The organism is Nocardia sp. NPDC058114, from assembly GCF_042884695.1.
GTDB lineage: Bacteria > Actinomycetota > Actinomycetes > Mycobacteriales > Mycobacteriaceae > Nocardia.
Genome location: NZ_JBHVTK010000008.1, coordinates 300,612 through 309,462, shown reverse-complemented (window position 1 = coordinate 309,462; position 8,851 = coordinate 300,612). Strand labels below are relative to the sequence as shown.

10 protein-coding genes and 1 pseudogene are annotated in these 8,851 nt (G+C 66.5%); 9 read left to right on the top strand and 2 right to left on the bottom strand.

Annotated elements, in window-relative coordinates:
* Window positions 1–103: 103 nt before the first annotated feature.
* The 3 genes and pseudogenes from ACFVVI_RS27525 to ACFVVI_RS27515 form a co-directional block, all read left to right on the top strand.
* Window positions 104–664: pseudogene (locus ACFVVI_RS27525) on the top strand (transposase); the annotation flags it as partial.
* Window positions 665–701: 37 nt separating this feature from the next.
* Entirely contained in the window at window positions 702–1,067 is a 366-nt protein-coding gene (locus tag ACFVVI_RS27520) for a VOC family protein (RefSeq protein ID WP_387447458.1), read from the top strand.
* A gap of 100 nt (window positions 1,068–1,167) precedes the next feature.
* Window positions 1,168–1,923, top strand: a complete 756-nt coding sequence (locus ACFVVI_RS27515) for an ABC transporter permease (protein ID WP_387447457.1) — start codon at window positions 1,168–1,170, stop codon at window positions 1,921–1,923.
* Window positions 1,924–1,991: 68 nt separating this feature from the next.
* Here ACFVVI_RS27515 and ACFVVI_RS27510 read toward each other — a convergent pair whose 3' ends face one another.
* Entirely contained in the window at window positions 1,992–2,123 is a 132-nt protein-coding gene (locus ACFVVI_RS27510; protein WP_387447456.1) for a hypothetical protein, read from the bottom strand.
* Between the two features lie 147 nt (window positions 2,124–2,270).
* Here ACFVVI_RS27510 and ACFVVI_RS27505 point away from each other — a divergent pair, with 147 nt between their 5' ends.
* Entirely contained in the window at window positions 2,271–2,555 is a 285-nt protein-coding gene (locus ACFVVI_RS27505; protein WP_387447455.1) for a hypothetical protein, read from the top strand.
* Window positions 2,556–2,639: 84 nt separating this feature from the next.
* Window positions 2,640–4,373, top strand: a complete 1,734-nt coding sequence (locus ACFVVI_RS27500; protein ID WP_387447454.1) for a ParB N-terminal domain-containing protein — start codon at window positions 2,640–2,642, stop codon at window positions 4,371–4,373.
* 380 nt (window positions 4,374–4,753) lie between these two features.
* Here ACFVVI_RS27500 and ACFVVI_RS27495 read toward each other — a convergent pair whose 3' ends face one another.
* A complete protein-coding gene (locus tag ACFVVI_RS27495) occupies window positions 4,754–5,275 on the bottom strand; it encodes a hypothetical protein (protein ID WP_387447453.1) in 522 nt (173 codons plus the stop codon).
* Between the two features lie 248 nt (window positions 5,276–5,523).
* On the opposite strand from ACFVVI_RS27495, the gene ACFVVI_RS27490 reads away from it, so the two are divergent.
* From ACFVVI_RS27490 to ACFVVI_RS27475, 4 genes are all read left to right on the top strand, one after another.
* The gene (locus tag ACFVVI_RS27490) at window positions 5,524–6,615 is read left to right on the top strand and encodes a DUF4192 domain-containing protein (protein ID WP_387447452.1); all 1,092 of its coding nucleotides are present in this window, start codon (window positions 5,524–5,526) and stop codon (window positions 6,613–6,615) included.
* 88 nt (window positions 6,616–6,703) lie between these two features.
* Window positions 6,704–7,420: a hypothetical protein gene (locus ACFVVI_RS27485; RefSeq protein WP_387447451.1), complete on the top strand. Its 717-nt coding sequence runs from the start codon at window positions 6,704–6,706 to the stop codon at window positions 7,418–7,420.
* Entirely contained in the window at window positions 7,404–7,835 is a 432-nt protein-coding gene (locus ACFVVI_RS27480) for a hypothetical protein (protein WP_387447450.1), read from the top strand. Before ACFVVI_RS27485 ends, ACFVVI_RS27480 begins: the two co-directional genes overlap by 17 nt.
* 119 nt (window positions 7,836–7,954) lie before the next feature.
* The gene (locus tag ACFVVI_RS27475) at window positions 7,955–8,515 is read left to right on the top strand and encodes a single-stranded DNA-binding protein (RefSeq protein WP_387447449.1); all 561 of its coding nucleotides are present in this window, start codon (window positions 7,955–7,957) and stop codon (window positions 8,513–8,515) included.
* The last annotated feature ends 336 nt before the right edge of the window (window positions 8,516–8,851 follow it).

Here is an 8,851-nt window from a genome sequence, read left to right as displayed (position 1 = left end):
GACACACCTGCAGCGAGGTTGATCCGAACTTCCCGAAGAGCCTCCGACACTACCGCCGCAAGCCCTCCCACACTCCGAATTTCCTTACGCTGGGCCGGTGTCCGCGACCAAATACGCACCCCGCACGGGCGCCCGGCTGGTCGAGGAAATCCTGGCCACATTGCCCGCCCCGAACCGTCGTCGTTCCTGGTACCCGCCCCGCCGAGAGTGTGCTGCCGAGACTCGCCGACTCACTGAAAACCGTTCCGCTGCACCGACAACAAATTGCTGTCGAGATCGAGGAGAGTCGATCACCCTCTCTCCCAGGTCCTGAACTCGATGCCGGGCATCGGAGTCAGGACCGGCGCCCGCATCCTGCTCGAGGTCGGCGACGGCACCGCTTTCGCCTCGGCCGACCACCTCGCCTCCTACCCCAGCATCGCCCACCGATCGAGCAGCTCGTCCCGATCGGGCAACCACAAGCTCAACGAGTGCAGTTCCTGTTGGCGTTCGCGGCCCTGCACGATCCCACCAACCGCGCCTACCACGACCGAAAGAGCAGAGGGCAGAGGGCAAGACACACGATGCTGCTCTCATCTGACTGGCCCGGCGACGCTGCGATGTCCTCTACGGGATGCTCGAAGACCATGCAGCCCTACCGATCTCCGCACCGATTCCGGCTTGACGCACACTGAGAACCCGATTCGTTCATCCTGGTAGGCATGGAAAACCGATGGGTCGGGATCACGATCGACTGCGCGAACCCCATGCGGCTGGCATCGTTTTGGAGCGCGATCCTGAGTATCCCCGCCACGGCCGAACACGGCGATGATCCGGGATGGGCAACCGTCGGTTCGCGCTTCGACAGCAGACCGCGCTTGACCTTCCAACGAGTGGCCGAGCCCAAGATCGGAAAGGTCCGCAACCACCTCGACATCGAAGTTGCCGATATCGAAGCCGGTTGCCGTCGGGTTCAGAACTTGGGCGGGCGCTGGTCCGGCGAGCGGCACGACTACGACGAAGGGGTTGTCCTGGTCATGCGCGATCCCGAGGAGCACGAATTCTGCCTGGTCCAATACTTCCGTTAAGGCCCCGACTGGTCCCTGGACGGTTCGACGAATCCCAGAGGGACACCCCCACACCGGATGAATCCGCAAGATTCGGCTGACCTCGCGGTGAGGAGACATCATGGTGGTCATACCCGCTCTCGGATTGGCCTTGCTCTGCCTGGGCATGGTGGCCGCCGCGGCCCTGGTCTACCGGCTTGCTCACTTGGGCTCACCGACCGTGGTGCCCGCAGCGGCGGGGCGAGCAGTGCTGCAGTTGAGCGTGATAGCGCTGATCCTCGCCGCGGCGCTGCGCCATGCGTGGTCAGCGGTGCTAGTGCTGCTGGTCATGTTCGGTGCGGCGGCCTTCACCGCCGCGCGACGCGCCGAGGCAGGCCGGTCGGGAACATGGCTCGCTCTGGCCATCGCCGCCGGTATCGCCGCGGTGCTGCCGGCGACGCTGCTCAGCGGAGTCATCCCGATCCGCGGGGTCACCCTCGTGGCGATCGGCGGCATCCTGCTCGGCGGCACCATGACAGCGACCTCGCTCGCGGCGCGGCGCGGGCTCGACGCGATCGCTCAGCGTCGGGGTGAGGTCGAGGCCGCGTTGAGCTTGGGGTTCGGAGACCGGGCGGCGCGCCTGCTCGTCCTCGACAACACCGCGATCGACGCGCTGATACCGGGTGTGGACCAGGCGCGCACGGTCGGGTTGGTCACTCTCCCCGGCGCTTTCATCGGTGTGCTGCTCACGAGCGGGTCGGCCGTGCAAGCCGGTGCCGTGCAGATTCTGGTCCTGATCGGGTTGATGCTGTCGCAGGCTTGCGCGGTCGCGGTGACGGTCGAACTGGTCGCGCGAACACGTGTCCACCGATCCATGCCACCTCAGCGGTCGCGCTAAGTGGTGACGACACCACCGAGTATGGGCGGATTCGATTTCGCCGTGCCTGAGCAGGTCAGTCGCACCGGTTAGGAACTACGATCCCGCCGTCGGTATCCGACGAGCAGGCCATCGGAGATCCATTGCGCCCAGCGGTCACCGCCGGCGGGCAGGTGGCCCGCCGACGCCAGCATCGCGGCGTCGTGCGGCAAGCGGGTCACCCACCTCACCATCACCTGATCAGTTCCTGAACAGCGTCAACAAATGTTCAGCATTCCCGGTGGTGCCGCGCTCGGATGTCACGACGCTGCAGGTCAACCCCACCCCGGCCCGTCCGGAACCGAAATTCCTTAACCAGGAGGTTTGTCATGTCCACATCCGCCACCGAAATCGAGGCCCCAACCGATCCGGGCACCACCGCCGAACCGGGCGTTGTCGACTCGATCGAGCGGACGGAGTTCATCCGACGCGAACACCTCGGCACCGCCGGCCCGATCAGCGCCGTCCCCGACGAGGCGACGATCGCGCGCTGGCGCGCGGATTACCCGCGATGGCGGGGACGGCACTGGACCTACACCGCAGGCAACGACGGTGTCCTGCTGCGTCTGCGACCGGTCAACGTCGCTCGTGCCGCCCGTCGCCGCCCCGCCTGACCCTGCCCGACCCTCGCACCCGCACCAGCGCGCCCACCCGACACCGTGGGCGCGCTGGTTTCGTTTCTCGGAAAGGAACGCCCAATGCCCTCGACCCTGGCCGAACTCGGCACCCCGGACCTCATCGAGGCCGAGCAGATCGAACCCACCCCACGCGGCGACGCCGATTACACCGCCTCCGACGACACTGTTTCGCCAGACACCGCCCCGGAGGTAGCCAAGCCACCCAATGCCGAGGCCGGTTTCCGTGATCCGGGCGAGTTGGTGATCGGGGAGAACATCCGGCAAGGGTTCGACCCGGCCGAACACCCGAAGCAGGCCGCCTCGATCCGGGCGTTCGGTGTTCGAGCGCCGGTCCTGGTCGAACGCGAGACCGACGGCAGCCTCCACGTCCTCGACGGTCAGGTCCGCACCCTGATCGCCGTCGCCGAGAACGTGGCGCAGGTGCCAGTGTGGATCACCGACGTCGACACCAGCATCGACATCGATGAACGCCGGATCACCCGGGCGCTGTCCCAGCTCAATCTCAACGACCGGCGTATCCCGATCACCGATTCCGACCGCGCCGGCGGTGTCGCTTTGATGCTCGACCTCGGTGCCAGCGTGACCCGCATCGCCGAAGGTTTACAGACCGAGCACGCCAAGATCCGCACCGCCGCGGTGATCGGTCGATCCGCCACCGCCCGCAGGCTGCTCGACGACTCCCAGTACTCGCTGGCTCAGCTCGAGACTATCGCGCATTACGAAGCGCTCGGCGACACCGACGCCGTGGCCCAGCTCAGTTTCCCCCGCATCAACTTCAGATATCGCGCCACCTTGATCGAGCAAGATCGAGCCATGACCCGTGCCCGGCTGGCCGCGGCACTTCCCTACGCCGCGTTCGGGTTCGGTATCTTGACCGAGGACCCCGACCTCGCCACCGAACCCACGAACCTGATTTCGGCCACCGACCTTGTCACCGGTGAGGGTGAGCCGGTGACCGAGACCGAGATCTACGCCGATGCCCATCGGTGGGCGGTCTACGTTGTTGTCGATGACAGCGACGCTGATCTCGTCGCCGAGGACACCGGTGAGCTTGTCGATCCCGACAGCGTCGACTGGGACGCCACCGAACCGGGTGTCGAGCCGGGCGAGGGATTGCGCAGCGCTCATGGGCTGGTGACCCGAGAACAGTGGGTTCCCGCCTACTACCTGCTCGCCGAACACCTGCCCGCCAGCGGACTCCAGATCCCCGTTCCCGAACCCGCAGTCGACCGTGCCGACGATCCCGTCGACGCAACCGACATCGAGCAGGCTGACCGGGAGGCAGCGCGGGCGGCGCGGCGGCGGGTGATCGAGTTGAACAAGCAGGGCTCGGCCGCCAAGATCCGCCGCATCGAGTTCCTGACCGAACTGCTGGCCGCGCGGACAGCCCCGCCCGGGACCGCGGTGTTCGTTGCTACGTCGCTGAACCGGGAGCCAGGGTTGCTCTCGAGCTGGGGCGCATCCACCACGACACAGAAACTGTTGGGCGTCACCAGCACCGGCGAACTCACCGAGAAGATCGCCGCAGCGGCGACCGGACGCGCGTGGGTGATCGTGCTCGCGCTGGTCCTCGGCGCGCACGAATCGCAGATCGAAAAGGACTCTTGGCGCAGGCCCCCTTCCGGGGCAGCCCGGTACCTGACCTTCCTCGCCGAGCTCGGCGCGAGGAAAGGCTTCGCGCTCGTTGACGTCGAGCGCGCCATCACCGGCGAGGTCGACTACAACGACATCGATCTCGACAACCCGGCCGCGCCAGCGGTCGAGGAGGAAGTGGTCCAAGCCCTCGCCGCCTGATTTGGGTGGCCCAGAGCAGAGCAACATGGGTGCAGCGCCCCGGTCCGGAGGGGATTGGACCGGGGCATCGCTGACCGTAGCGACATTGATCTATCCGCGCCTGCCGCCATTTCCTCTGTCACCTGCCGGTGGAAGATGTTGAGGTTTAGTAATTTTCATTGCGTGGAGGGCGCTGACCGCGAGGGTTAGGCAGCGCCGATCCACCGTGACACCGACTGCGAATCACTGGTGCTCGGTCGTTGGCTGCGCAGCGACCCGAGTGATGGCCGGTCGACGTGGCCACAGCGAAGCGGAGCCGCTTCGTGCCACGTCGACCCGGCCATCGGTGGCCGAGAGCATTCCTGAACCCCGGTATGCCCTCACCGAACCATCGTGGTCAGTCAGTCAGGCAGATAGCGGATCGGCACCGCACGCTCGATACCGGCGGCGTCGAGATCTGCCAGCGTGAACACCAGCTGCGCGTGCTCGCCCAGTAGCCCGGTCAGCAACAGGTCCAGCAGCGCCCGATGCTTGGACCTCGACGCTTCCACCGTCGTGCGCAGGTCCACCACCATCGACCGGTGTGCTTCGCCGATACCGAGATCATCGAGTGCCTTGAACAGTGCGCCGGCTTCAAGGTAGCCGTCCCACGGGCTCCCGGTGCGCAACAACGACTTCGCGGCGTTGAGCACCAGGCCGTGCACATACCGGGCCGGATTCCAACCGACGCCCTTGCGCGAGGTCGGCAGATCGAGTTCGAACAGCCCACACAGTCCCTCGAAGTAGGCACGCCGTTCGGCGGCCATCGGTCGTTGGACGTCTTCGTCAGCGACGGCATCGACGTAGGCATCTCGTAGCTCGGTCAACCCGAAACTGGTCGGCGGATTCGGTACCAAGCTCGCGTAGTCGTCATCGGGCAGCATGCTGCCATTGTCGCCACTGTGGCGGTGCCTCGGGCCGATCGCGCGCGGTGGATGTGTAGATCCGATGAGCGATCACCATGTCGGCTCGAGCCGGTCCAGACCAATAACCCTGTGCGGCCTCGTAGCTCGACGCAGACACGCCCGTTTCACAACAAGGTCAGCCCTGTCGGCGCTGGCCACGTAGTCCGCCCGAGAACTCCACGCGGATTCGTCCGCAATATCGCGCCCGAATCCGAAAGGGACCTGCCGTGGAACCCCATGACGAAGCCCATGCACCCGAGTCCGATCCGGCGGAGAACAACATCGCTTTGCGCCGGGTCGCCGATCCTGGGGAGTTGATCGCCGCGATTCCGGCGATGCTCGGATTCTGTCCCACCCGGTCACTGGTGGTGGCGTTGCTCGGCACCCACCCCGAGAACGAAGGCGTCCAGGTGATCGGTGCCGTGACCCGGTTCGACATCGACTCCGCCGCCGACCCTGCCGAAGCCCGTGGTCTGGCGCACATGTTGGAATCGGTACGCCAGTGCCAGAAAACTAGTTCCACGATGGCCGTCGTCATCGACGATCGCCCGACCGGGTTGACCAACGCCGAACATCTGCTGCGCCACCTCGCTCGAGCAGGGATCGAGCCCAGTCACGCTTGGTGGGTCGCGCAGATCGCGACAGGTGTCGAGTACCGGGACCTGTGCAGACACGGCCGCGATGGCAGCGTGGGTGATCCTCGCGCCTCCACCGTCGCGTTCGCTCAGGTCCTGGACGGCCACCAGATCTACGCCGCACGCCACGAAATCGCCGACCTGCTCGACTCGGACCCGGTCCTCGCCCAGCAGGTTTTGCCCTATCGCGGTTGCGCCGTTGCCCGCTACCGCGACGACCTGGCCGCCGCGCGCACCCCCGATCGCGTGCGCGATTACCGACGTGACCGCATTCTGTGGGTCCTGTCTCAGATCAGCACAGCGGAAGAAAAGCGGCCCAGCGCGCAGGATCTCGCCACGGTTGCCGCGCTGCTGCGTGACAGGACCATCCGCGACAGCATGTACGGCCTCGCCCGCAGCGAGTACCACGGCGCGGCAGAGGCACTGTGGCGCCAGATCGCGTCGGCGACCGACGGTCTCGACCGCGCCGAGGCCGCCGCCCTGTTCGCCTACAGCGCCTACTACTACGCGGACACCGTGCTCGCCGGGATCGCGATTGCCACTGCCCTCGACGCTGAGCCGACCCATGCCATGGCGCAACTGCTGGCGATCGCGCTCGACGAGCACCTGCCCCCCGAGAAGATCCGGGGCATGGCTGAGGGCGGAGTGGTGGTCGCGGCCGACCTCGGCCTCGACATCACCTGACCGGCTGCGGTCAGATCCGCGCGTTCGTCACAGCCTTCGCCACATCGAGCCAACGCCGAACACCAGCGATATCGAACAGGACCAGCTGATGCCACGACTACACATCAATGACCGCTTCCGCGTCCTGGACCAGTCCGCGCGCACCATCGTCGCCGACGGCTTGTCCGTCGACGATGTCCACGCGACGCTGGAGCAGATCCTCACCGATCACAGCGACACCGATCCGACCGTGGGGATATGCCGATTTTGGGCGCGGGCCCGATACCAGGGGTCGAGTTTCTATACCTGGTATCGGATCCTGCCGGTCGAACCCGATGACGCCGACGCCCACACCCAGCTGCTCGCCGCGGCGCTGCGTCGCCGCTGGCCCGACGCCGCGTTCACCGTGATGCCGATCGGCGATAGGTCGGTGTCGATTCGTTGGATCGATGGCCCCTCCAACTTTGCCGTGTACGACTACTGCCTGCACGTTGCTGGCTCGCGCGGCACGTTCGACTCCGCCAGGTACACACGGATTCTCACCCACCGCGCATGGCAGTCGGTCGCCAGTCTGGTCGAGGCGTGGTTGCCGGTGACTGTGCCGCGTACCGAGACCGGCGAGATCGACTGGTTCGCAGCGGAAGCGATCGATCTCGACGGTGCCGCGTTGGTCGCCGGTCACCGTGTGTGTTGCAAGCCCAACCTGATCTCGGTCACCCTCGGTGAGCTCCTGCGGCACCTGCCCGACGCCTGCGACCTGACCGACCAGCACGGCCCGACCGTCGCGCCCGCACACACCCAGGAGCCAGATGCCGAACAACTCTGATGACTTCACCACCCGCACCACGCTCAACGGTTACCTGGTGATCGTCGGTCACGTGTTGACTCGCCACTTCCACATCCCGCCGGGCGCGGTGGTCACCCCGTTCCCCGAGATCGATTTCCACGATTGGACCGGCACCGGCAGCGACCCTGTCGCGTTGGTCTTGTCCTATCAGGATCAGTCGGTCGCGGTGGCCAGCCCTGAAGAATTGCTGCGGGCACCTGATGCCTCGGGCCCGAAGTTCCACGGCAGCCTCGTCCCGGTCTGGTTTCACCGGCCCAGCAGCCGACTCGTGCTCGCACCCCACTACTTCGCCGGGGGCGACAAAGGTACGGCCCCGATACCCGCCGGTGTCCGCGCGCACCTGCCCCATGCCCCCGACACCATCAACGACATCTACAACGACCTCGTCATCTAGCAACACCCTGCGCCGGTATCCACGTGCACATTCGACCTCACTCGTCACCTGTCGGGCTCCGACGCCTGGCTGATCGCCCCACGTCCTCGACCCATCCACACGATCAGAAAGGTCCGACTATGCCCGGCGAGCCGGTACTGCCCTTGGTAGGCAACTTGGCCTCCGAGATAGAGCTCACCTTCACACCTGCGGGTGTGGCGGTCGCTCACTTCACCGTCGCTTCCACACCGCGGGTCTTCGACCGCAACACCAACCAGTGGCGTGACGGTGACCCGTTGTTCCTGCGCTGCAACATCTGGCGCGAGGCCGCCGAAAACGCCGCGGAGTCGCTGTCCAGGGGCGCACGAATCCTGGTGATGGGACGGCTCAAGCAGCGCAGCTACGAAACCCGCGACGGCGACAAACGCACCGTCTACGAGATCGAGGTCGACGAGCTCGGGCCCAGCTTGAGGTTTGCCCGCGCCCAAGTCACCCGCACCACCGGCCGGACCGGCGGCGGTGGGTTCGGCCAGCGCGACACCACGACACCCACCACCCCTACGAGCACCGAGACCACCACGGTGAGTGGGTCTGCGGCTCCGCGGGCCGGTGACGCCACCGATCGTGATGATCGGCGTGAGTCGTGGGAAACACCGGTACTCGCCGGTGCCGGTGCAGGTTTCGGCGAACCACCCTTCTGAACGCACCGGTCTCCTGACCGCATCCGGATCCGCCGGCGGCCGACGGTCATGAGGTTGTCGGTAAGTGGTGGGTCCGGGTGACGGTCTGGGGTGGGCCCAGCCGATCGAGGGCTACCAGGACCGCGTGCGCCACGCCGTCGGGCCCGCGCCCGGCGCAAACGAATTCCCCGCGCCACCACCAGCGCCACCCACCGGTCCGCGGTCAGCGCGAGGAATTCGTTTCCGCACGCCCAGGCGCGTTCCCGCCGTCGTGTCGCCCACGGTCCTGGTCGGTAGCCCTCGGCTGGGCCCACCCCAGCCCGGCACCCTCGTTTGTGCGAAAAGCGTGGCAGTTCC